Below are 22,147 nucleotides of genomic sequence, written 5' to 3'. Positions count from 1 at the left end.
GTGTGAAGGGTTTCGGATGCCGGCCGCATGACTGACGGCGCGGCACATTTGGCGGCCGGCGTCCGAAAGCCTCCAAGGGAGGAAACCGCGCTTAAGGGAAACGTAGGCGGTGCCGCAGGCGCTATGGGGATTTGACTGCCGCGGGCGAATTGGCTGATTTGAATCGAGCCGATGCAACGAGGTGTTCGAGGGTGAATCGGCTGGCGAATGCGCGGCGGGTGGTGTCGAGCTCTACAAATTGTCGAGCGCGTTATGGCGGGCGGTGGATATCTGAGCGCGCTCTGCCGTGGCTGGCCGAGAGGCAGCGAGTACTACGAATAGATTTGCAAGACAGCGACGTGGTCATGAGGTGTCGATCCTGATGCGGTTCGTTGGAGCTGTCGGCCGATGCCGTGGCGTACAACCGCGCTCGAAACCTCGATGATGATCATGCGACCGCCGCAGCATGGGCAAGCCGGCTTGTTGGCATCGACGGCAGCCGCGGTGGGATTGGCTTCAGGCTTTGCACCGGTGAGCAGCTCGCGGACGCATGCGATGTTGTCGGCGCAAGCGCCTTTGGCGAACAGGCCGTAATGGCGGATGCGGTGAAGGCCCTTGGGCAGCACGTGGATGAGGAAGCGGCGGATGAACTCGTCTGTGGCGAGCGTCATCTGCCTGTATCGATCGCGGCCCTCGATGCGGTAGTCCTTCCATTTGAAGGTGACGCGCTGCTGGTCGCAAGCGATCAAGCGGCTGTTGGCGATGGCAACCCGGTGGGTGTAGCGCGACAAATAGGCCAGCACCGCCTCCGGTCCACCGAACGGACGCTTTGCATAGACGACCCACTTGGTTTTGCGCAGCGGCGCCAGGAAGGCTGCGAAGCATGGGGTATCAGCGAGCTGGCTGTTGTCGCCAAAGAAGCTCAGGCGGCCGGCTTGATGGGCGGCGACGAGCTTCTGAAGGAACAATCGCCGGAACAGGCGGGAGAGCACGCGCACGGGGAGGAAGAATCCGGGCCGGCAGGACACCCAGCGCTGACCATCGGGCAAGATGCCGCTGCCCGGCACAATCATGTGCACGTGGGGGTGATGGGTCAGCGCCGAGCCCCAGGTGTGCAGCACGGAGGTGATGCCGATCCTGGCCCCCAGATGCGATCGGCGGCGATCGTCAGCATGGTCTCGGCCGAGACCTTGAACAGCAGGTCGTAGAGGACGGCCTTGTTCTGGTAGGCGATGTCGGCGATCGCTCCTGGGAGTGTGAACACCAGGTGGTAGTACGGCACGGGCAACAGCTCGGCCTCGCGATCGGCGAGCCACTCCTTTGCGGCGGCGCCTTGGCACTTCGGGCAATGCCGGTTGCGGCAGCTAATGGGCGTCACCCATTACCTGCCTTATGGGCAAAGCCGGTAATGGGGAGCTGCCAATCGCGATCACCGTATTTTCCTGTGTATTGCCGCTCTCGAGCTCTCCATTACAAGTCGCCCGTGCGGCCCCCGTTGGGTCGGCCACTGATGGCCGGTCACATACGGAGACGGACATGTTGGAGACGTACTTCTCGGCAGCGAAGATGCTGGGGCATCTGCGCAGTGGGCCGAGCGGGCCTTACCTTGACGGGTTTGCAGCGGTGCTGGAGCGGCAGGGCTATGACCCCGAGACAGCGGTACGCTATTTGCGAGCGGCGGCTCACATCGGCCATGTTATGGCCGAGCAAGGCGCGGGCCTGGCGGACGTTGATCTCGCCGCGTTCGGCGAGCACCTGCGCACTTGCCGGTGTCCACGCGCCAAAGGCGGCCGGCGCAACCACCACACCATCTACGGTGCCAGGCTCTTTCGTCGGCACCTCGTCGAGCTCGGCCTTTGCCGGTCCGCGGCCGTGGGGGCAGCACCCGCCGAGCCGCAGCTGGTCGCCGACTTCAAGACGTGGCTGCGCAAGCATCGCGGCGCATCCGATGCCACCGTCAGGCTCTACGCCCGCGACGCCGCGGGCCTGATGATGGAACTTCGATCTGACCCGGCCGGCTGGAGGCCGAACGATGTCCGCAGTTACTTCCTGCAGCGGGCGAGCAATAGCGGGAGTGGCACGATCGAGAAGATGACGACGAGCCTGCGGGCCTTCCTGCGGTATCTCGCAGTCGCAGGCCGTTGCCAGGCAGGTCTCGACGGCGCCGTTCCAGCCTACGCTCATTGGCAGCTTGCCGACATGCCCCGGTATCTGTCGACCGAGCAGGTCGACCGGCTGATCGCTGCCTGTGACGGCGACGTCGGTGGGCGCCGGCGTGATCGTGCGATCGTACTTTTGTTGGTGCGCCTCGGCCTGCGGGCCGGTGACGTGGCGCAACTGCGTCTCGCGGATATCGAGTGGCAAACGGGATCGCTGCGGGTCTGCGGCAAGTCGCGCTACGAGGTCCGGCTGCCGCTACCGCAAGACGTCGGGGATGCGATCGCCGCCTACCTCGAATGCCGGCCGTCTACCCGCCGGAACGATCTCTTGTTCCTGCGCACGATCGCGCCGTGCCGGCCATTCCGACGAGGCGACGGCATCTCGTCGGTGGTCAAGCGTATCATGAAGCGGGCCGACATCGTGGCGCCGCTCAAAGGGGCCCACGCTCTGCGGCACACCGCGGCGACCGAGATGCTGCGCCATGGCGTGCCGCTCGACAAGATCGGCCTCGTCCTTCGGCATCGCGGCATCGACACGACGGCCTATTACGCAAAGGCCGACGTCGCGCTGCTGAAGCAGGTTGCTCAGCCCTGGCCGGAGGCGCTCTGATGCTGGACGCCATCGAGACCTATCTCGCGCTCCGCCGCACCACGGGCTTCGCGATGTCGACCGCGGAGTACCTGCTGAAGAGCTTTGCCGCCTTCGCGGCCGAGCGCGGACAAACGTACGTCGAGACAAAAACAGCGATCGACTGGGCCGCGCTCGGACCATCCGTCGCGCAACGCGATGCACGGCTCAGAGCCGTCTGTCGCTTCGTACGCCATGTCCGGGTGGAGGACGTCGGGCACGAGCTGCCCCCGGCAAATCACTTCGGCGCCCGCAAGAAGCGTCGCACGCCGCACATCTACACGACAGACGAGTCAGTCGGCTGGTCGAAGCTGCGCTGCGGCTTCGGCCAACGCGCGGCTTGCGCCCGCACACGCAAGCGACCTTGATCGCGCTGCTCTCATCCACCGGGCTCAGGATCTCCGAAGCCCTGAAGCTGACGATCGCGGACGTGACCCGCGACGGTCTGCTGATCCGCGAGACCAAGTTCCGCAAGACGCGACTGGTGCCGCTGCACGACACGGCGGCCGCCGGCTTGCAGCGATCGCGGGCCCGGCTCAGACGATGATCCGGTCTTCATCGACAAGCGCGGTCGGCAGCTACGCTACATTGCCGTCAAGGAGACCTTCGACAGGCTGGTCGACAAGGCTGGCATCAGATCGACGTCGGCTCGCCGTCCTCGCCTGCACGATCTACGGCACACGTTTGCGGTGCGCGCGCTGCAAGGCAGCCCTACCGGCCGAGGCCGGTGCGGGGCGCACATGGCGGCACTCGCGACCTACATGGGTCACGTCAACATCTATGCGACCTACTGGTATCTCGAGGCCACGCCCGACCTCTTGCGCGACGTCGCCATGGCCGGCGAAGCGTTCATGTCCGAAGGGAGGTCAGCATGACGCCGATCGCTCCCCTCATCGAGACGTTCCTGCGCGACACCCTCGCTTGCCAGCGGGGCGCCAGCCGGCACACGAGGGACTCCTATGCCTCGAGCTTCCAGCTGCTGTTCGTGTTCGCCGCCGACCGGCTCAAGGTCAAACCTTCGGCGCTGACGCTCGAACAGATCGATGCCGGGCTCGTCAGCGCCTTCCTTGAGCATCTTGAGGACGAGCGCAAAAACGCGGCCGTGACGCGCAACGTTCGCCTGGCGGCGATCAAGTCGTTCTTCCGCTTCCTCGAGTATCGGCAGCCGGCGGCGCTCGAGCAGATCCGCCGTGTACTGGCGATCCCGTTCAAGAAAACTGACACGCGCCTGGTGCCCTACCTTCTGCGCGAAGAGCTCCAAGCCGTGCTCGACGCTCCCGATCCGGCGACACGCGATGGCATCCGCGATCGCGCAATGCTGCACGTGGCCGTCTGCGCAGGGCTGCGCGTCTCCGAACTGACGGGCCTCAAGGTCGATGACATCGACCCGCCTTCGATGAACATCCGCGTGCTCGGCAAGGGACGCCGGGAGCGGACGCTGCCGTTGTGGAAGCCGGCGGCCGCTGCACTGCGTGCCTGGCTGGCCATCCGCGGGCAGGTCGCGACACCCGAGGTGTTCGTCAACGCCCGTGGTGAGCCGCTGAGCCGATGGGGCTTTGCCTATCTGCTCAGGCAGCACGCCGCGACCGCGGCTCGCAAGCAGCCCGGTCTCGCCAAGAAACGCGTCTCGCCCCACGTGCTCGGGCACACCTGCGCGATGGTCGTTCTGCAAGCGACCGGGGACATCCGGAAGGTGTCGCTGTGGCTGGGTTACGCTACGCTGACGACCACCGAGGTCTACACGCGCGGCGATCCAACCGAGAAGCTCGATGCGATGGAGGCGATCGTGCCGCCCCCACCTGCGGCGCGGCGTCTTCCAGCCCACCGACCAGCTGATCGAACTCCTCAGGCGTACCTCATAATGGAGAGCGGGGTTGGCGGTGATTGGTGCAGGAGCGTGATCAAATTGCCGCCAGCTCCCCATTACCAGCTTTGCCCATAAGGCAGGAGTTGTAGGCGATCGTCGTGTAGGCGCAGTCCGCGCAGCGCGCGACATGGCCGCCGAGCGCCACCGTGCGGCAGCGCTCGATCGCCGACATCACCTTCAACTGGTCGAGGCTGACATGGCCGGCATGGGCTTTGCCCCATGCTACGCCATGGCTGCGGAAAATATCCGCAACCTCCAAGGCCGGGCGCGACACAAGCGCCGTCAGCCGGGCGGTCGGACCTCCTTGAGCTTCAGCGTGATATGCTCCAGCGGGCTCATGACCTCGCTGATCGTCTTGGTGGCGACGCGGGTATAGAGCGGGGTGGTGTCGAGCTTGGCGTGGCCGAGCAGCACCTGGATGACGCGGACGTCGATGTTCTGCTCAAGCAGGTGGGTGGCGAAGCTGTGCCGCAAGGTGTGCAGCGAGACGCGCTTGTTGATCTCCGCCATCTGGGCGGCGGCGTGGCAGGCACGGTTGAGCTGGCGTGTGGTCATTGGCTGGGCCGGGTCACGGCCAGGGAACAACCAGCCTTGCGGCCGAGCCATCTTCCACCAGGCCCGTAGCAGCGCGAGCAGGCTGGGCGACAGCATGACATTGCGGTCCTTGCCGCCCTTGCCCTGCTCGACGCGGATGATCATCCGCTTGCTGTCGATATCGGAGACCTTGAGCGAGACGACCTCGTTGGCACGCAGCCCGGCACCGTAGGCCGCGCTCAGCGCCGCCTTGTATTTGAGCCCCGGTGCGGCATCGAGCAGCCGTGCCACTTCCTCCACGCTCAGTACCACCGGCAGCTTGCGCGGCTCGTGAATGACATGGGTATGCTCGACGATCTCGTGGCGCTTGAGTGTGACCCGAAAGAAGAACCGCAGCGTCGAGACGGTCTGGTTGATGGTCGGCGCGCCAACGCCGCTTGCCGTCAGATGTAGCTGATAGCAGCGCACGTCCTCGAAGGTCGCCGTATCCGGTGATCGCCCGAGAAATGCGGCGAAGTTCTTGACCCTTTGCACGTAGTCATGTGGGTCTTCGGGGCCAACTTGCGGATCGTCATGTCTTCGATCATGCGCCGGCGCAACGGGCTCATTGCCTCGTCGGTCATGGGGATGCTCCTGTCTTGAGTGAGGTTGTCGAACCCCTCGATCTCAAGACAGGACGCCCCGTTGCGCTATCGTCTTGGCCGTGCCGCCAGCAGCGGCGTCCTACCGCGCGAGCGGTTTAGTCCTCTGGCCCATCTGCGACCTCGCGCAACATCCGTCGCTGTGCCGCTCTTCGATAACAAGCGGACATCGGCTGAGTCAGAACTGCCGCCTTTTCCTCTCGCAGTGTGCCTCTCCCCACTTCGCGTCAGCTTCGAACTTCTTGCACTTGGCAACAGGTCGGGTCCTTCCGGTGCCGTCTGGAGGCGGGCGAGATCAGCGCGTCATATTGACCCGGAGGCAACTCCGTTCTCAGCCGCTCCTCGAGGCGATATCCGCGAGTGGTCGAGACGCCAATCGAACGGCTCGCCGGCGCTGAGAACAGCCCGGAAAGACGGGCAGCCTTGTAGCGGTCGTAAGTTGATGCGGCTGGCTCGATTGCAGTTTCCATTTTCCCCTGCGGTAGCTTAGAGGCCCAAAGCGATCGGCTGTGGACCGGTGATCGCCAGTTCGAATCTGGCCCCCGGGACCAAATACGGGAGTATCGTCTAGTGGTAAGGCACCGGCTTCCAACACCGGTTAACGTGGGTTCGATTCCTACCGCTCCTGCCAATTGACAGTGAATTCGACGGCAGCCGTGATGGCGGCGCCGGTCGAGCCCTTGCGGCCGTTTTCTCGAGCCAAAACGGATGACCTCGAACGGGGACTTCAAAAACTGGCCTCGGACTGCCTCAAAAAGGAAGAACCGTTTACAGCATTCAAGACGTTCCGGAAGCGGGCGATTGCTCTTTTCGGAGACGCGGCGAGACCGCTATTGGACCGAACCTTTGCCCGGGCGCAGCGAAATGCACTTAAAGGCTCGGCGCGTTACCCAAGCCCGACACGTAAACCGAAAGGCTCGGGTTGACGGTCCGGGACGCGCGCCACGATGAGGGCTTAGATGACCCCGCGCTCAACGGCCACGCGACGCGCCCCAACTTCCCGAAAGTGGCGTGCGGCCCGAATTGCTCTCTCATCGTCTCGGGCAGGATCAGCGAGCAACCGCTGGAGACGCGTCCAGCGCCATTCCTCGATGCGTTTGAGCCGTGACAGCATCGCCGGCCGCCCTTCAACGCTGATCAGCATTTCCCTCGTCACCCGTCCGCCCTCGTGAGATTGCGATCCTAGCCCAACCTGCGGCGCGGAGGAAAGGAAAGAGGTTCCCGAAATGACTGGCGCGCGGCGGGACCTCGCTTTCAGCCGCGTACGGCGGCGTCATTAGCCGTACACGTCCGATCCCGTTCAACCGGGTCAGGTTGACGACATGCGCGTTCGGAAGCCGCACGAGTAGTTAGCTGGCGTGCTGTGATAGCGCGCAATTTGCTTCCCCTCCTCTTTCTGATCTTTTGGCACGCGGGTTGCTGAGCCATGCATGGCTTGGTCTCTTACTGACTGACCTCGTGAAGGCCAAGCCTCGCATCGCAACTCGCACGGTCGGCGGCGGCCCCCGCCGTCCGTGCGCTTTTTCTGACGGCGCGATGATCAGCCGAGCGCGTGGCATCATGATCGTCTGGCACGCGAGTTGCTCAGAGACGTACACGGGCTTGGCTACTTATGCATTCGCGCCCCCCCTGCGAGCCGTCAAGCCTGCTAGCGCGGGCAGTTCCGCCAAACACCCGCGCTTCTCTTCTGTCGTGCCGTGGGTCTGACGGCGAAGCACTGTGGAGATCATGGCATGACACGGGAAGAGGCTTTGAAGAACGCCATAGCGGCAGTCAAACAGTACTCTCGGGGAAAAATCACAAAGAGCGCCGTACTTGCCGCGATTGAGAAGCTTCAAGCCACTAGGCCGTCACTTAGGCCGCCGCCTCGAAAACGGAAGCTCTCTTTGATAGATCAGAACTGAGATGGCAGCAGGATGGATGGTTTCGGTCGGCGTCGTCAAATACGGCAAGGTTCGATATGTAACTTATGCCGTCGCTATGGCTGATCAGGCGGAAGCCGTGAAAGCCTCATTGGCTGCCAGCGCCGGTGACGCAACGATCGCGAATTCCGAACTCAGCGAAGCCGATTTGAAGGGCCTTGGGCTGAAGGCTGGCGAGCTTGTGCCCATATACGATGATCGCAACGATCCGCTGATGTCGCGCACGTGGCGACCTATCCGACCGCGCGGCACAAATTAGCGGGCAGCCGCCGGGATCAATGTCACTTGGTCGGAAAGAGCAGTGGCCCATATCAGAAGGTCCCATAAAGTCAGACCTCGCACGTAAGGTCCGCCGTATGGCTCGGCAGTGTCCCCCATAAGCTCGAAGCTTTGTGGGCCGGTTTGTCGGACCTTCTCTAGGCATCGGTGCCCGTTGCGCTCGAAAACTCTCATGGCAATCATGCTTCGCACCTCGATCGTTCGGATTGTCCACTCTATCAGTTCGGAGTGATTCGACCAAAAACGAGAGGCCGGCGCAGTGGCCGGCCCCGTCAAACTTCAATGACTTGATGTGCTCAGCGGAAGTACGTCGTGGTCACTTCGATATCCGATTCAAGGGGCTGACGGTTGTTCAAGTGAGGGTCCACAATCCGGCGCGCAACCAACTGCGTAACGATATCGCCGAGATCGCGAGCCGCCGTGAGAACCGTCCAGACCTCAGCAAGTAGCGCTTGGCGCTCTGGCGTGATGGACATGTCCCTGCCCTCCTCAAGCCGAAACGACACGGATAGGAGCCCCGGATATCGTCGCCTCGTATTCACCAATGAACCGGCCATCTATTGACGCTCCTATGTGCTTTTCGATGTACTGAACGAGGCGGGCGCGAACCGCCTCAATGAACTCAGCTGCTGTCACCCGAATGATCTCATTGCTCTGCATGGGGTGCCCTCAGCCCAGGTACGCAGCGATGTTTTGGAAGGCGTTGCCGAGCGTTCCGCCGACGCTGGAGACGATGGCAACGATCGCGAGAGCGATGCCGGCCGCGAGCATGTCTGGTCCCGGAGTGTGGGGGAATCAGCCAAACTGGTCCTTCATTCCGGGAGGACCTATGGGCCAGATACTCCATGGCAGCGCCACGACCACGCACGCGATCCGAGCGGCAATACAGCGATCGAAGGCTCCGCTCAAAGAGCTAGCCGCCCAGCACGGGCTCAACCAAAAGACGGTCGCCAAGTGGCGTAAGCGCACCTTTGTCCACGATGCGCCGATGGGGCCAAAGACCGTGCGCTAAGGCGCTCCCTGGCGCATTCGGCTGACCGATGAACTCAAGGCGCGCTTCAACGGCGAAACGGCCGACGACTTTCTGCCGATGCGCGAGGCGATGCGGGCGCTCGGGGTGTCGCGCCAAACCGTCTTGCAGCGAGTCAAGCGCGGCGAACTCGAAGCCGTGCACGTTGTACGCGGGAAGCAAAAAGGACTCCGCATCAAGGTCTTAGCCCCGCAATCCAGCCTTTTTGACCAACCTGCATGAACCAGGGGGTATTATGAAGCCACGTCCAAAAAGCTCTTGATGTCGAGATCTACGACCCAGTCGTGCTGCCAGCACCGCTTACGCACCTGCTCTATGGCCTGATGGGCCGACTTTCCGGGCCTGTAGCCGTAGGAGTCCGGATCAAATTCTCCATCCAACTCCGGCTCCAGACACCGTTTGACCACCATATGGGCGATACGGTCCGCGACCGTCGGTATGCCAAGAGGACGAACCCCACCGCCGGTCTTAGGAATCTCGACCCGCCGCACTGGTGGCGGGAAGTAACTTCCTGACGCCAACCGATTCCACAGCCGGTAGAGGTGGTTCTCAAGATCGCCGGCAAAGTCCTCTAGACTCTGGCCATCGACGCCCGCCGCCTTTCCCTTCTTCTTCACAAGCTTAGAAGCCTCCCACACCATCCGCTTGGTGATGGGCAATGGTTTGCCGAAGTTCACCGTGCTTCTCCCGGTATTCCCGGTTGGCTCAGTGACGCCGGCAAGGATAACGCAACCCCTTTGCTCCACGGCCATTACAGCCGCTTCGTCACTATTACGGGTTGCTCCGCCCCTGACGCATTGCGTCAGGTTCCCACGTTCCGTGTTGAAGCCTGTGACGAGATCATGCCGCCTATGCACCGGCTGCCGCGTGGGCCGTAAACAGGCTTCGCCCACACTCCTCCGAGCCCTACTACCCCACGCCCGTTTTGACAGCGTCTTGAACCCATTTCGATACGTCATCGGCGGTTCGCTTGCACTCATCTTCTTGTCACTTACCTGACGGTTTCATTCACCGCCTTTTTTCTCATCGCTCACCACCGCGCCTTTTGAACGCGGCAGCATGAGGTGGTTTGAAGCCCGCCCCTGCAGGCCGGCTCCGGGAGGCCAAACTCCCATCTTCAACACAGCATCACCGGCGTCGCCGCCGGTGTTCGTGGCACACGGTAATAGGGGTTCTCGATCCAGCGGGCGCACAGCACCTCATCCGAGAGATTGTGCATGTGCTTCAGAATGAACAGGCCGGCGAAAGCCGCGTCGGCAGGCCAGGCTGCCCCGGACCGGTTTGGCACACCGAACCAAAGCGGTTATCCAGAAACTTCCAGTCGATCAGCGTTGCCGCCGCACCAGCGGGTTGGCCCATGTCGATGATTTGATCGAGCGCAGGAAGCAACAGGTCTTTCTGGCGATCATCCCGCGGTTTGCTCATCGCCTTCCCCAATGCAGACGACGCACCGTCAGTCACGAATCGCTCGAAAGCAAAATCCCAAAACGCAAGAAAGCGCAGCCCAACACCCGGCTTTCCTGCAAAATCGAATACTTTATCGAGACAACTTCTGCCTATCTCTCGGGCCGATCTGCGTTCTTCACGGACGCCCCCTGAAGCCAATACCCCCTCCCGCGCCACCCGCGATCAACAGGGAGGTCTGGGGGATCGCCCCAAGGTCGGGAAACCACGGGAATACAACCGTCTTGCTCGATCACTGGTTGCGGCATACCCTCTCCACATTTCAGGGAGTGGCTTTCAATGAAACGATTTGCTTTGCTTTCAGTATTCATGCTGCTGTGCGAAGCCGCGCTTGCTCAGCCGCCAGTTGAGGTTACCTCCGACGACACGATAGAACTCGCGCCGGGGCAGACCAAGGTTGTATCGTTTGACCACTCTATCAGTGAAATCAAAGTAGCTGCCGGCGAAACAATCGCCAAAATCAGGCCGATGACCGACAGGACCTTTGTCATCGAGGGGGCGGGCTCTGGCGAAACGCTCGCAATAGCTTATGGAGCGGGCGGCAGGGAAATTCACCGTTTCAATATCAGTGTCGCCGGCCATTTAGTGAAGGTGTACGGGCAGAAGCCACCTATTACTGGCGTCGGCAAGCCTGGGCAGGAACACGATAGCTACCTCTGCACTGGCACACTGGTTGCGGGCGCGTCAATCCGGATCTCCCCTCAGGAGGCCCGTCTGCCGTCCTCTTCACCGATACCCATCAAGACAAGGACGGTAACTCCCGCAGCGTTACCAAGGAATATCGCTAAGCTTTGGTGATGTGCCTACACCCCACAAACCCCATACCGCGCGATGTTCGCGCCTTCGCCATCAACCACCCTTACGACCGTGCCGCTGGCGTGATCGTACTCGGGATCGCTTCCGATATCTCGAGCAACACGGGCACCGTATTGCTCCGCGAGATCTGCCGAGCCGAACATTTCACCGTAAGCGGCAAGGAGACCCCGTCTGGCGGAGGGGGTGAACGATCGGCTATCGGCTGCTAAGTTTGTGAGCCGATGTGAGCTTCTATGTCTGCGCCTAGTTCTGGAACTAGAACCTTCCATATGATCGAAGCGGTCGCCGACCGTCTTGAGGGAGCGCCGCGGCAGCTTCGCCGACGCTGGTCGGACGAGTTTAAGGCCCAAGTCGTGATGGAGGCGCTGGAGCCTGGCGCGAGCGTCTCGGCGATCGCCCGCCGGATCGGCATTCACCCGTCGCAGCTGTTCGCCTGGCGCCGTGACGCTCGGGCCGAGCGGCGGCGTTATCGCTCACGGCACTCGAGTTGCGAGGGTGTGGTGGCGCCTGTGGCAGGCGCGGTGATCGAGATTGCCATTGGCGAGGTGATCGTGCGCGCCGGCGTGGACGTCGACGAGGCGCAGTTGCAGCGGGTGATCCGGGCGGTCCGTTCGGCATGATCCCCTCCGGCGTGAAGGTGTTCCTGGCGAGCCATCCAGTCGACTTCCGCAAGGGTATCGATGGCCTTGTTGCGCTGGTGCGCGATGCCGGCTCAGATCCGTTCGACGGTGCGCTTTATGTGTTCCGCGCCAAAAGAGCCGACCGAATAAAGATCGTATGGTGGGATGGCTCCGGCGTGTGCCTCTATTTAAAACGGCTTGAGAAGGCGAGGTTCTGCTGGCCGCGGATCGGGCATCATCGGGTGCAGCTGAATGCTGCGCAGTTGATGGCACTGGTGGATGGGATGGACTGGAAGCGGGTCCGGACCGCGGCGGTCAAGCCGCCGGAGATTGTTGGGTAAAAGCACTGCGGCGAAGTGAATCAGCGGCCTGAAAGGGCAAGAGAACCGGGGCAAAATGTGCTCTGGTCGGGTCAATGACGCCGCCCGATCTCAGCCTCCCGAATGACGTAGAGACGCTGAAAGCCATGGTGCTTGCCATGGCCGAGAAAGCGGCCCGCGCCGATGCTCTGGAGAGCGAAGTCGCCGATCTCAAGGCCCGCAACGCCGATGCCGATGCGCGCATCGAGCGGCTGACGCAAATCCTGAAGGCCTTCGACCGCGCCCGGTTCGGCCGACGATCGGAGAAGCTCGGCTCGGCGAACGGCGACGATGAACAGCAGGCCCTCGTCTTCGAGGAGATCGAGACCGGCATCGCCGCGATCAAGGCCCAGGTCAGCAAGGGCCGTGCGCAGGCGGATGGCAAGCGTGCACCGCGTCGGCGCAAGGGCTTTGCGCCCCATCTGGAACGGATCGAAACCGTCATTGAGCCGGAAGAGCTGGCTGAGCATGCCGGCAAGCAGAAGGTGCTGATCGGCGAGGACGTGTCGGAGCGCCTGGATGTGGTGCCGGCGAAGTTCCGGGTGATCGTCACGCGCCGTCCCAGGTATGCCTTCAAGAACGCGGACGGCGTCATCCAGGCGCCGGCCCCGGCCCATATCATTGAAGGAGGCATTCCGACGGAAGCGCTTCTGGCCCAGATAGCCGTCGCCAAATATGCCGATGGCCTGCCGCTCTACCGGCAGGAGGCTATCTACGCCCGCGATCATGTCGAGCTCGACCGCCAGCTGATGGCGCAATGGATGGGCAAGCTCGGCTTCGAGCTCGAGATCGTGGCCGACTACATCTTCAGCGAGGTCAAGAAGGCCGAACGGGTCTTTGCCGACGAAACCACTTTGCCGACGCTCGCTCCGGGCTCCGGATCGACAAAGACGGCCTACTTATGGGCCTATGCCCGGGATGACCGAACCTTTGGCCGCAGCGGTCCCCCGATGGTGGCTTATCGCTTCGAAGACAGCCGCTCCGGCGAATGCGCGGTCCGCCATCTCAATGGTTATCGCGGCATCCTGCAAGTGGATGGCTATGCCGCCTATAACAAGCTCGCGCGATCCGATCGCGGCAATGATGGCATCACATTGGCTGGCTGCTGGTCACACTGCAGACGCAAGTTCTACGAGCTGCATGTTGCAGGGAGCTCGGAAGTGGCAACGGCGACGGTCGAGCGGATGGCAAGGCTCTGGCAGGTCGAGAAGACCGTGCGCGGTCAAAGCCCCGACGCTCGCGTTGCCGCGCGCCGGCAAGCCTCCGCGGCGATCGTCGCAGATCTCTTCGATCTCTGGCAGCAGACCTTGCGGCGGATCTCCGGCAAATCAAAACTGGCTGAGGCGATCCGCTATGCCGTCTCGCGCCGTGCCATCTTCGAACGCTTCCTGACCGATGGTCGCATCGAGCTCGACTCCAACGTCGTCGAACGCGCCATCAGGCCACTAACAATCACGAGAAAGAATAGCCTCTTCGCTGGCAGCGACGGCGGCGGACGAACCTGGGCGACCATCGCAACGCTGCTGCAGACGGCGAAAATGAACAACGTCGATCCGTTCGCCTGGCTCGCCTTAACACTTCAGCGTATCGCCAACGGCTGGCCGAGCAGCCAAATCGACGCGCTTATGCCATGGAACCACGCAGCCTGACGGCCTCAGCTTGCCGCTTACATTTCACCCTCCTCGTCTGGGTGTAGATGCCCGTTGTGAATGATCGGGAAATAATAGCGCCGCATAGCAATGGCCCTTGTCCGTTAGCGGCGATCATGCGCCTATCTCAGGTCAGGACGTACTGTCTAAAGTGACAGGGTGGTTGCAACCACCATTCTTGGGCGCTTTTGGCGCAAACAGGCTTCGGTAGTCTCCGCGATCATTCCGGCGCGGAGACCTGTTTCCATGAAGATGACCGATGGTGAAAAGCTAATCGCCCTAATGCTCGCGGATATCTCGAAACGCCTGCAAGGCAAACCTGAAGTTGATCCAGACTTTGTCGCGCACACAATCTATGCCGATCAACTATGGGGCTTCGATTGGCAATTCAGTGGCATCGCTTTTGAGCGATCAGAGAAGCCCAATCCAGTCGTCACGGAAACGGTTGAGATCCTGGAAATGTTCAGCTCGACCATGTACCAGTTTCAGCGGTTAGACCAATCAGAGCGAAAGCAGGTGCGTGACGATCTTGGGTACACCGCGCATGGGCTCGACATCTTCCCGGGCTTTGACAGCAATCATGACCCTCATTACGGAGTTGCGAATTACCTCGTCCAGGATCTGCATCGCTTCAAGGATGTTCCGGGCGCCTCGAACAACTCGCATACGCAGACATCCCTACCGCGATATCGGAAGATGCTGAAGGCTTATTTGCCGATGCGCACAAAGCTCAGCGCGGGCCGGTTTTCAAAAGAGGATATCATTGCCATCTTCAACGGGGGTTAAAGCGCGTGAGCGCACGTCGAAAGGTGCGCGCTGGAGATCGCGAGAACCGACCTTGGGCATTGTGCCACAGCGTCCCCACTACGTTGGGGTACCAGAGTCACACCGATAAAGCCACTTATCAGGTTCAGCAATTTGGATCGAAAATGATAGGCGAACTAGGTATCCTCAGTACGATTTTGGGATCAGCTCTCGCCTTGTACACACGTCGGCATAGATCAAATGTCTTAGAGGCATGCGCTGGCGCACTGCTAATTGTTGGCCTCATCTGCTTTGGTGCATCACTGCCCGAGCGACCGGCCCTTCCCCGGAAAGTTACGGAGTGAAGTTGCTCTCTTGACGATAGACAGCCGTTGATTGCGGCAGTAGTTTGATTGCTATTTTAGAATGTGAGAGTTTTCTTAGGGGCTGGGGGTGGCAACTGCCGTTTCCTCAAGCGTGTTTGTGCACCTCAAAGCCCGAACGAACTTTTGGTGCGTGATGCTGCTCTACATCTTTGCACACATCATGATCGAGTCTTGGTTTGGTTTCTGGCTCACCGCAGCCCGGCGCCTCAGCCGAGGAGCTTTTTAGCACGTGCCGAAGCTTCTTTTCTAGGTGCAATTGGAGGCCGTCTTGGCATTGGCTGCACAAAGGTTCATCGTTCGTCAGGGCACCGTCGGCTGGATGGTTTACGATCGAGAACGCAAGGGGCCGGCTCTTTTAAGGAACGGCACCTGGGCCGAGAAACTGTCGAAGGAAGAGGCTGAACGAATAAAGTTTGTGCTTGCGAACCACGCCTCCTGAGCGGCCGTTAACCGTCGCAGAGACGCATTCGGAGTACCGGACTCACCCGGATAGCGAAGACGTGCCCCCTACGCCATACCTGTGGGGCCAGGATTTTGCCATTCCTCCTGGGGCTAGAACCAACGCCGTCCGCGTATATTTTTAGCGGGCGGCGTTGGGCTGTTTTGTACTTTCCGCGAGCCTTGCGCCTCCTCCACCTCCAAGAGGCACACGTGCAGTGTCATCGGGCGCATGTTGCCGTCCAACAGGACGCGCACCCTTGTCCTAGTCGTGCCAAGACCAACGATGAGGCCGCGCCGTCGCTTCAATTTTGAACCAGCCCAGCGCGCTACTATCACGCGAGACCCGACGGTCATTGCATCATTGACACGCGAAAACTGGATCGGAGCAACAGGTCGGTCGGCAATTGGTAATCTCTCCGCTAGACGTGACCCGCCGCCCTCCCGCTCGAGATCATCAGTCACTCGCTTTGCGGACTTGAACCATTTCGGTGGCAGGCCCAGCAGGTAACCGCGCCGTCTGAGATCCTGACAAGTTTTGTTCAGGGCCTCCGCGATGACTTGCTCCGGAGTTTGCTTCCCGACCAAATGCCAGAAGAGCTCGTCCTGCTCGCGCGTCCATCCTTCGGAGTTTTCGCTCATCACCAGCAATCGGGTCATTGAAAAGCAGGTTTGCATAGAACGAAAGCGTCTATTGCCCCGTGTGACCGACGCCTGCGGCTGAACATAGAAATGCGTGCGGGCGCCTGTGATTGGCCGCCCGCACGCCGACAACCAGCTTAGCACTCACGAGGGTCATTCGATAAGCGACCAAGCCATGCATGGCTCAGCAATCCGCGTGCCAGAGAGAAAAGCTGTACACTATCAGAGCGTGCTAACTAACTGCTCGAGCGGCTTGCGGACATATATGTCGTTGACCCGACGCGGTTGAACGAGATCCGACGCCGAACTAATGGCGCTTGGGACGTGAGATGATTGGACCAACCTCTTCATCGCTTACAACTATAAACTCACCGGGCTTCACGCCCAACATTTGCAACTGCCCCTCTTCGATCGGGCAGTTGAGCATTGCGGCCTTGGCGCCACTGTCCTCTATAATCATTTTCACGGCTTCCGCCGGGTCTGCGATCGCGACCGCATAAGTTATGTGCCTGTACTCACCGTCGTCGCCCTCCTTGAAAAACGCGACTGTTACTATCCAACCATCCATCTTGCTGCGCTCCGGGAGGCGACACCTATGCACCTATGAGCTAACGAGCCTCTGCAATTCCGTAGCCATGTGACACACCAACCGAACGCGGCGGCGCCGCGCACTCAAAACTCCAGCATTGAACGAAGCGCGCCACTCCGGGAACGCGGCAAGCCACAGACTGGCACGCTGCGTTCCCCAACCTGACACAGCAAATCCAAGGCCGGCACCTATTCGTTTGAGTAGGCGCCGGCAAGGATGCGGATTCCGACGAAGTCGCCCGGGTGTACCGATATCCCGGCGGTTAGAGTCTCGGGCGTGTGCAGCGAGACCGAACTTTGGACCACCCAGAACTAGAGTTTTGCGTTTTGGTCACGTTGGCGGGCTGGTTGCGCCGACGTGGTTTTGCAGCAAAATCGGCGGTCGATTGCCGATCGCCCCGTGGGGCCGTTCTTCATTGTAGTATCTGCGCCAATCCTCCACTTTTTGCTGGGCGTCCGCAAGGGACAGGAACCAGTGGGCGTTGAGGCATTCGGCCCGGAAGCGGCCATTGAAGGCCACGATGAACGCGTTGTCGGTTGGCTTGCCGGGCCGCGAGAAGTCCAGCGTGACCCCGCGCTGGTAAGCCCACAGATCAAGATCGCGCGACACGAACTCGCTGCCTTGATCGACCCGGATCGTTGCCGGGAATCCCACTTCCTTGCAGGCCCTTTCCAGTATCGCCGCGACGTCGCTGCCGCGGAAGATGAACCGAGGCGCCAGCGCCGGCGAGAAGCGGGAGAAGGTATCGATCGTAAGCACGCGCAACTTGTGTCCCGTCGCCAGCTGGTCATGGACGAAGTCCATTGCCCAGGTCTCGTTCGATCGTGTCGCCGGCCTGCGGTCATCGCGCAGTTTGGCCTTGACCCGGCGCTTTGGCGTCTTGTTGCGCAATTGCAGGCCCAATTCGCGATAGATGCGGCGTGTTTTGAGAAGCCAGACCTCCCCACTCGGCCGGCCGCTTGGGTCGTCTCGTGGGCACCTGCTCAATGTGCGTCTCTCAGGTGAGATGCGGCGCCTTTCCGGCGTCGTCACCACCCCAACCAGCGTCCGCGATCGATGTGTCGATCAGCTCGCCGCGCAACAGCGCGAGCGGCGATTTGTAGTACAGCGCGACGTTGTGGAGGGGATCCGTCAGGACTTTGAAGACCCATACAATCGCGGTCTGGCCGTCACGGGTGACGAAGAGCTGGATCATCCGAAACAGGCCGCCGCCAATGCCGATGACGAGCCATACCGTGCCGACTTGCCAGATGAAGTCAAGCCTCCCCGCAGGCGGATCGAACATGCCAAACAGCGGAAAGACGTACAGTGCGACCGGCGCCAGGCCCCAGATTATCAAAAGCACAATCTTGCGCGCCTGGTTGTAGCCGACCTTGACCGCCTCCTTGTACTCGTTGCTGACTTTGTTCACGTCATCGTAGCCGTTCGGCTCGAAGAAGAAATGTCCAGTCTGCCGCGTCAGCATCGCAAGCCAGCCGAGGATGCCGGCCATTGCCGGGTCCTTGAACAAGAGCGCATAGCAACCGAGGAAGATGAAAGCGCTGATCAAATGCAGCGTCTGGTTAGTTCTGCTCCGATGATAGTAGCGGTAGTCATCCCACCGCAGGCTTCGCAGCATGTCTGACAAATGGCTCATGATCAACCCTCGGTCATTTGACGGCGTTGAAGCATAGGCCGAGTCCGTAACAGATGCATGAATGAATTATGATTTCGTATTGCAACTGAATGAGGTGGCAAGGTCGAGCGCCAGGCGCACGCGAAACGTTGTGGTCCGTTGGGGAGTTGGTGACGTGTGAGCGCTTTAAAGACCGAGCCTAATGCCTGCTTCTCATCGAGCTCGGCGATGTCGCTACCACTGAGAAGGGACACAAACCGCTTCGCCAGATCGGACACCGTGGCGAGTTGCGGTGCTTGCACAAACAGGTGGTCGAGCAACAGCCTGGCTAAGCATCGATCTGATCCCGATCCTGGCTCAAATACCAAGCACAGCGACGACGCGTGGGAGGTTTCCAGGTCAGGTGTGCTTGCGCTGCTTCTCCCCGTCCTCATGTGCACGCCTGTCTGCGGCCTACTCCCGGCCTTCGCCAATAGAACTATCCGCGCTCGCTTCAAATCGCTGAATGTCATCGGTGAGCGACAACACGCCTCAAGCACCTTACGATCTTGCCTCGAAAGGCGGACTTCTCTTAATTCGGGCATCATCCCGACTTTGAATCGCGCGCCACGTCAAGGATAGTGGGTACTAGAACGGCGGTTCGCCGATGGTTGAGGGAGAACGTTACCAGGCGACGGCAATGATCCGGTTTGGAAGGACCTGCGATCACGATCAGCTCGCGCGGGCCAATCGACAAATTCGAGTCACGAACCAGCGTCACCGGGACGGCCCGGCAACATCTGGTCGCATTCCGTGCTTCGACAAGATCGGTGACTTCGCTCGCCAGAGCATCTGGCGCGGGCTGCCTTTTCGGCCATGGCAAAAACCATGGCCTTCAGCTGCTCTACGTCATTCGGGAGGCTGAGATCGGGCGGCGTCATTGACCCGACAAGATCACATTTGCCCCGGTTCTCTTGCCCTTTCGGCTCACTGATTCACTTCGCCGCAGTGCTTTTACTGCGTGCCATTGAACAGGGCGAACGCCCGGTCGTGGGCGTCGAACACCATCTCCTGCGTCTCCCGCGGATAGGCCCGCACGAACAGCATGCGGCTGTGACAGAGCCGGACATGGGCGGCCTTCACCATCACCGTGGTGCCGCTCAGCAAGACCACCTCGTGGCTCCAGTCGAACTGGTAGGCTTCGCCTGGGGCAAAGCTCAGCGGGACATAAGCGGCCGCGGTCGATTGCCCGCGTTCTTTGCTCTACCGCCTGGCGTAACGCCGCACGGCATCGTAGCCGCCGTCATAGCCGCGGCCGCGCAGCTCTTCGAAGATCCGGATCAAGGTCAGTTGTTGTTCACGAGCCGATTTGGCCGCGTTCGCCGCCAGCAATCCGTCAAGCTCTACTGCCCATCGTCCCAGCTTTGGCCGCGGCTGCACCTGCCGCTCGTACTCGAAGGAGGTCTCTTCCGACCTCAGCACCTTCCGAACCGTGTTCCGCGACACCTTCAGGTCACGGGCGATCTCCTTGATCGTCTTGCCCTTGATGAAGTGCTCGCGCCGAATCCGCGCAATCGTCTCCACGACCAGCATCCCCATCCACCTGCTTCATTCCAAAGCAGGCAGCACAACAGACCTAACTGTAGGGGGTCAATTTTGGGCTCTGACTCACTTTTGATGCAGTTTGGGGGATGTCTGGCGCATTGATTGGGGGAGAATCAGCGCCATGCAGCAGGCACTCCAGCGCTCCAATCTGGTGCCGAGTGGGTTTGTTGTAGAGAGTGCGTACTTCGAAGGCGATAAGGCCGTTATTGCGGTCCGGGCGTCGGGCAGCTTTGGTCTGTGTCCATCGTGCGGAACGGTTTCCCGGCGTGTCCATAGCCGATATCGGCGACGTGTGACCGACCTGCCGCTCTCGGGGCGGATCGTCCAGCTCCTGGTAATTGCCCGCCGCTTCCGCTGCGACGCCGTCCTGTGCGGGCGTCAGATCTTCACGGAGCGCTTCGCCGAAGGGGTACTGGCTCCGTCGGCGCGGCGCACGGCGAGGATGGAGTCGATCGTTCATCACCTCGGCTTGGCGCTTGGTGGTCGACTGGCGGCAGGCTTCGCAAAAAGGCTGATGCTGCCGGTGAGCAAGGATACGTCTGCGCGTCGTCCGGCGCCGTAGCCGTCCGCCGGCTGATCCGCTTAGAGTTATCGGCATTGATGATTGGGCTTGGCGCCGCAATCACCGATACGCCAGCATCATCTGCAATCTGGAACGCCGCCGGGTCGTCACCCTGCTGCCGGATCGGGAGCCTGCGACCGCCCAAGCCTGGCTTGCTGCCCATCCTGCGATCTCGATCGTCGCCCGCGATCGTGGCGGTGGCTATGGCGAAGCGACAGCAAAGGCCTTGCCGCACGCGGTACAGGTCGCGGATCGTTGGCATCTGATGGAGAACGCCAGCCGAGCCTTCCTTGATGCCGTCCGCAAATCGATGCGACAGATACGCACCGTCATCGGTGCGACCACGATCGATCCCAAACTGCTCACAGCCGCCGAGCGCCTCCAGTATGAGGGCTATCTTCGCCGCGAGGAGACCAACGCGGCCATCCTGTCTCTTTCGAAGAATGGCTTACCCATCAAGCAGATCGTGCGTCAAACTGGCTACAGTAGGAAGCTGGTTCGGCACGTGATCCGCGGCGAGCGCAACGATGTTTTCCGGACCCGACAAAGCTCGTTGGACCTTCATTTGCCTTGGCTCGACGATCAGTGGGCGTCCGGCTGTCGAAACGGAGCTGAACTTTGGCGTCGCCTGAAAGCGCGAGGCTTCCGAGGCTCGCTTCGCGTCATCAGCGAGTGGGCGACCCGCAGACGACGAGCTGAAAAGGCCGACACGCAAAACCTTCAACGGACTCCGTCGGCCAGAACGATCGCTCGCCTCATGACAATCGGCCGGGACTTGCTGACGAAAGCGGAGACCGTCACGATCGCGGCGATCGAAGCTGGCGTACCAAGCTTGGTCGAGGCCCGCGACATCATCGCCGAATTCCACGTGATGATCCGGCGAAAGGTTGAGGAAGGGCTTACCGCATGGATCGAGCGCGCTCGCATCAGTCTCGTCGCCTCGTTCGCGAGCGGCGTCGTCAGGGACGAAGCGGCGGTTCGGGCGGCAATCACCTCGCCCTGGTCCAACGGACAGACTGAAGGTCAGATCACGCGCCTCAAGCTCGTCAGGCGTCAGATGTATGGCCGCGGGAAAATCGATCTGCTTCAGGCCAGACTAATCGCGCAGAATAATCGGAGCTGCACCAAAACTGCGACAGAGCCAATATTGCAGGCCGAATGACAGCCCAGGCTTCAATCAGCGTACCATCCACCGAGAAGTGATCGCTCGATAGCAGGCGCTTGACCTTTGGCTGCGCCAAAAGCGCGTTCAAGAACTTGGCCGCAATCTCGCCTTCGTGCAGCCGGTCACGGTTCTTCGAGAAGGTCGAATGGTCCCAAACCGTATCGTCCACCCCAAGCCCAACGAACCAGCGGAGCAGAAGATCGAACTCCATCCGTTCCATTGGATGCCGTTCCGAGCGAACCCCATAAAACGCCTGCAGGAGCATCGCCCGAAGCAACTTTTCCGGTGCGATCGAGGGGCGACCGAAGTCTGTATAGAACTTGCCGAACTCACCAGAAAGGTCGCGCAGCGTCGCATTCGCCAAGTCCCGGATTACCCGTAGCGGGTGGTCGACGCGAACCCGAGCCTCCAGGTCCACATAGCTGAAAAGCGAGCCGGACCGTTCGTCACTTCCTCGCATCGTGCCCCCCGGTGA

Annotated in this window: 16 protein-coding genes, 1 tRNA gene and 11 pseudogenes; 15 read left to right on the top strand and 13 right to left on the bottom strand. The window is 61.1% G+C overall.

Annotated features, from left to right (window positions below; all coding sequences use genetic code 11):
- Positions 1-342 precede the first annotated feature (342 nt).
- Positions 343-1,345 (bottom strand): annotated as a pseudogene (locus tag J2R80_RS19700) (IS91 family transposase); the annotation flags it as partial.
- 170 nt (positions 1,346-1,515) lie between these two features.
- On the opposite strand from J2R80_RS19700, the gene J2R80_RS19695 reads away from it, so the two are divergent.
- From J2R80_RS19695 to J2R80_RS19675, 5 genes are read left to right on the top strand one after another with little or no spacing between them, the layout of a single operon-like run.
- Positions 1,516-2,748, top strand: a complete 1,233-nt coding sequence (locus tag J2R80_RS19695; RefSeq protein ID WP_253639211.1) for a tyrosine-type recombinase/integrase — start codon at positions 1,516-1,518, stop codon at positions 2,746-2,748.
- A complete protein-coding gene (locus tag J2R80_RS19690; protein WP_253639210.1) occupies positions 2,748-3,134 on the top strand; it encodes a hypothetical protein in 387 nt (128 codons plus the stop codon). The genes J2R80_RS19695 and J2R80_RS19690 overlap by 1 nt, the downstream gene beginning before the upstream one ends.
- Positions 3,131-3,313 carry a tyrosine-type recombinase/integrase gene (locus J2R80_RS19685; RefSeq protein ID WP_375162593.1) on the top strand — a complete coding sequence of 61 codons (183 nt, stop codon included), beginning with the start codon at positions 3,131-3,133 and terminating at the stop codon, positions 3,311-3,313. Before J2R80_RS19690 ends, J2R80_RS19685 begins: the two co-directional genes overlap by 4 nt.
- A gap of 10 nt (positions 3,314-3,323) precedes the next feature.
- Positions 3,324-3,641 carry a tyrosine-type recombinase/integrase gene (locus J2R80_RS19680; protein WP_309143809.1) on the top strand — a complete coding sequence of 106 codons (318 nt, stop codon included), beginning with the start codon at positions 3,324-3,326 and terminating at the stop codon, positions 3,639-3,641.
- Positions 3,638-4,708, top strand: a complete 1,071-nt coding sequence (locus J2R80_RS19675) for a tyrosine-type recombinase/integrase (RefSeq protein ID WP_253639208.1) — start codon at positions 3,638-3,640, stop codon at positions 4,706-4,708. The genes J2R80_RS19680 and J2R80_RS19675 overlap by 4 nt, the downstream gene beginning before the upstream one ends.
- A gap of 1 nt (position 4,709) precedes the next feature.
- Here the strand turns inward: J2R80_RS19675 and J2R80_RS19670 are convergent.
- Positions 4,710-4,907: pseudogene (locus J2R80_RS19670) on the bottom strand (transposase zinc-binding domain-containing protein); the annotation flags it as partial.
- Positions 4,908-4,915: 8 nt separating this feature from the next.
- Positions 4,916-5,790, bottom strand: a pseudogene (locus tag J2R80_RS19665) (tyrosine-type recombinase/integrase).
- Positions 5,791-6,282: 492 nt separating this feature from the next.
- Here J2R80_RS19665 and J2R80_RS19660 point away from each other — a divergent pair.
- Both J2R80_RS19660 and J2R80_RS19655 read left to right on the top strand, forming a co-directional pair.
- A tRNA-His gene (locus J2R80_RS19660) sits at positions 6,283-6,359 on the top strand.
- A 1,369-nt stretch (positions 6,360-7,728) separates the two neighbouring features.
- Entirely contained in the window at positions 7,729-7,989 is a 261-nt protein-coding gene (locus J2R80_RS19655; protein ID WP_253639207.1) for a hypothetical protein, read from the top strand.
- Positions 7,990-8,305: 316 nt separating this feature from the next.
- On the opposite strand, the gene J2R80_RS19650 is transcribed toward J2R80_RS19655, so the two are convergent.
- On the bottom strand, positions 8,306-8,485 hold the full coding sequence (locus J2R80_RS19650; protein WP_253639206.1) for a hypothetical protein: 180 nt from the start codon (positions 8,483-8,485) through the stop codon (positions 8,306-8,308).
- Positions 8,486-8,838: 353 nt separating this feature from the next.
- Between J2R80_RS19650 and J2R80_RS19645 the strand changes: the two are divergent.
- Positions 8,839-9,018 (top strand): annotated as a pseudogene (locus J2R80_RS19645) (IS481 family transposase); the annotation flags it as partial.
- A gap of 266 nt (positions 9,019-9,284) precedes the next feature.
- On the opposite strand, the pseudogene J2R80_RS19640 reads toward J2R80_RS19645, so the two are convergent.
- Together J2R80_RS19640 and J2R80_RS19635 are read right to left on the bottom strand one after the other, a co-directional pair.
- A pseudogene (locus J2R80_RS19640) lies at positions 9,285-9,680 on the bottom strand (reverse transcriptase domain-containing protein); the annotation flags it as partial.
- Between the two features lie 518 nt (positions 9,681-10,198).
- A pseudogene (locus tag J2R80_RS19635) lies at positions 10,199-10,464 on the bottom strand (transposase); the annotation flags it as partial.
- A 318-nt stretch (positions 10,465-10,782) separates the two neighbouring features.
- Between J2R80_RS19635 and J2R80_RS19630 the strand changes: the two are divergent.
- The 6 genes from J2R80_RS19630 to J2R80_RS19605 all read left to right on the top strand — a co-directional run bounded on the left by J2R80_RS19630 (position 10,783) and on the right by J2R80_RS19605 (position 15,516).
- Positions 10,783-11,301, top strand: coding sequence for a pilus assembly protein N-terminal domain-containing protein (locus tag J2R80_RS19630; RefSeq protein WP_253639205.1), 519 nt, complete (start codon positions 10,783-10,785; stop codon positions 11,299-11,301).
- A gap of 287 nt (positions 11,302-11,588) precedes the next feature.
- The gene (locus J2R80_RS19625) at positions 11,589-11,939 is read left to right on the top strand and encodes a transposase (RefSeq protein WP_253606702.1); all 351 of its coding nucleotides are present in this window, start codon (positions 11,589-11,591) and stop codon (positions 11,937-11,939) included.
- Complete coding sequence (gene tnpB, locus J2R80_RS19620; RefSeq protein ID WP_027583889.1) at positions 11,936-12,280, top strand: IS66 family insertion sequence element accessory protein TnpB; 345 nt, start codon at positions 11,936-11,938, stop codon at positions 12,278-12,280. The genes J2R80_RS19625 and tnpB overlap by 4 nt, the downstream gene beginning before the upstream one ends.
- A gap of 74 nt (positions 12,281-12,354) precedes the next feature.
- Positions 12,355-13,947 carry an IS66 family transposase gene (locus J2R80_RS19615; RefSeq protein WP_253604517.1) on the top strand — a complete coding sequence of 531 codons (1,593 nt, stop codon included), beginning with the start codon at positions 12,355-12,357 and terminating at the stop codon, positions 13,945-13,947.
- 246 nt (positions 13,948-14,193) lie between these two features.
- Positions 14,194-14,733, top strand: coding sequence for a YfbU family protein (locus tag J2R80_RS19610; protein ID WP_253639204.1), 540 nt, complete (start codon positions 14,194-14,196; stop codon positions 14,731-14,733).
- Between the two features lie 612 nt (positions 14,734-15,345).
- Complete coding sequence (locus tag J2R80_RS19605; protein ID WP_253639203.1) at positions 15,346-15,516, top strand: hypothetical protein; 171 nt, start codon at positions 15,346-15,348, stop codon at positions 15,514-15,516.
- Positions 15,517-15,629: 113 nt separating this feature from the next.
- Here the strand turns inward: J2R80_RS19605 and J2R80_RS19600 are convergent, their stop codons facing one another.
- From J2R80_RS19600 to istA, 6 genes and pseudogenes are all read right to left on the bottom strand, one after another.
- Positions 15,630-16,175 carry a hypothetical protein gene (locus J2R80_RS19600; RefSeq protein WP_253639202.1) on the bottom strand — a complete coding sequence of 182 codons (546 nt, stop codon included), beginning with the start codon at positions 16,173-16,175 and terminating at the stop codon, positions 15,630-15,632.
- A gap of 289 nt (positions 16,176-16,464) precedes the next feature.
- Complete coding sequence (locus tag J2R80_RS19595) at positions 16,465-16,725, bottom strand: hypothetical protein (protein WP_253639201.1); 261 nt, start codon at positions 16,723-16,725, stop codon at positions 16,465-16,467.
- Positions 16,726-17,076: 351 nt separating this feature from the next.
- Positions 17,077-17,673, bottom strand: a pseudogene (locus tag J2R80_RS19590) (integrase core domain-containing protein); the annotation flags it as partial.
- A gap of 70 nt (positions 17,674-17,743) precedes the next feature.
- On the bottom strand, positions 17,744-18,382 hold the full coding sequence (locus J2R80_RS19585; RefSeq protein ID WP_375162652.1) for a hypothetical protein: 639 nt from the start codon (positions 18,380-18,382) through the stop codon (positions 17,744-17,746).
- 437 nt (positions 18,383-18,819) lie between these two features.
- Positions 18,820-18,948, bottom strand: a pseudogene (locus tag J2R80_RS19580) (IS630 family transposase); the annotation flags it as partial.
- A gap of 415 nt (positions 18,949-19,363) precedes the next feature.
- A pseudogene (gene istA, locus J2R80_RS19575) lies at positions 19,364-19,933 on the bottom strand (IS21 family transposase); the annotation flags it as partial.
- Positions 19,934-20,066: 133 nt separating this feature from the next.
- Here istA and J2R80_RS19570 point away from each other — a divergent pair.
- Positions 20,067-21,669: pseudogene (locus tag J2R80_RS19570) on the top strand (ISL3 family transposase).
- On the opposite strand, the pseudogene J2R80_RS19565 reads toward J2R80_RS19570, so the two are convergent.
- Positions 21,662-22,132 (bottom strand): annotated as a pseudogene (locus J2R80_RS19565) (transposase); the annotation flags it as partial. The pseudogenes J2R80_RS19570 and J2R80_RS19565 sit on opposite strands and share 8 nt — an antisense overlap.
- Positions 22,133-22,147 lie beyond the last annotated feature (15 nt).

The organism is Bradyrhizobium sp. USDA 4541, from assembly GCF_024171085.1.
Taxonomy (GTDB): domain Bacteria; phylum Pseudomonadota; class Alphaproteobacteria; order Rhizobiales; family Xanthobacteraceae; genus Bradyrhizobium; species Bradyrhizobium australafricanum.
This window is presented reverse-complemented; position numbering and strand designations above follow the sequence as displayed.